Origin of the sequence: Frankia sp. AgB32, from assembly GCF_023243045.1 — a bacterium.
Taxonomy (GTDB): Bacteria; Actinomycetota; Actinomycetes; order Frankiales; family Frankiaceae; genus Frankia.
Genome location: NZ_JALKFX010000203.1, coordinates 1 through 254 on the forward strand (window position 1 = coordinate 1; position 254 = coordinate 254).

1 protein-coding gene is annotated in these 254 nt (G+C 70.1%); it reads right to left on the minus strand.

The annotated features are described in order from the left end of the window. Window positions 1–254 (minus strand): condensation domain-containing protein (locus MXD60_RS26420; protein ID WP_248822409.1); only part of this gene is annotated, 254 nt, incomplete at both ends.

Below are 254 nucleotides of genomic sequence, written 5' to 3' on the forward strand. Positions count from 1 at the left end.
ATCGGGAGATCCGTCCCCGCCCCCAGCCCCGACAACAGCACACCAAGCACAGCATGGAACACCATGAACAGGCTCGCCCCACTCTCCCGGGCGAGGGCGGCGACCCCGGCGTGGGTCTCCGGCTCGATGACGAACCTGAGCTTGGCGCCCCGATACGAGGCGACGGGAGGACGAGGGCGGTCGGTTGGGAGGTTCAGCTCCTCGGGCAGACCCGCCAGCGTCTCCCGCCAGAACGCCAGCTGACGGCCACCCAC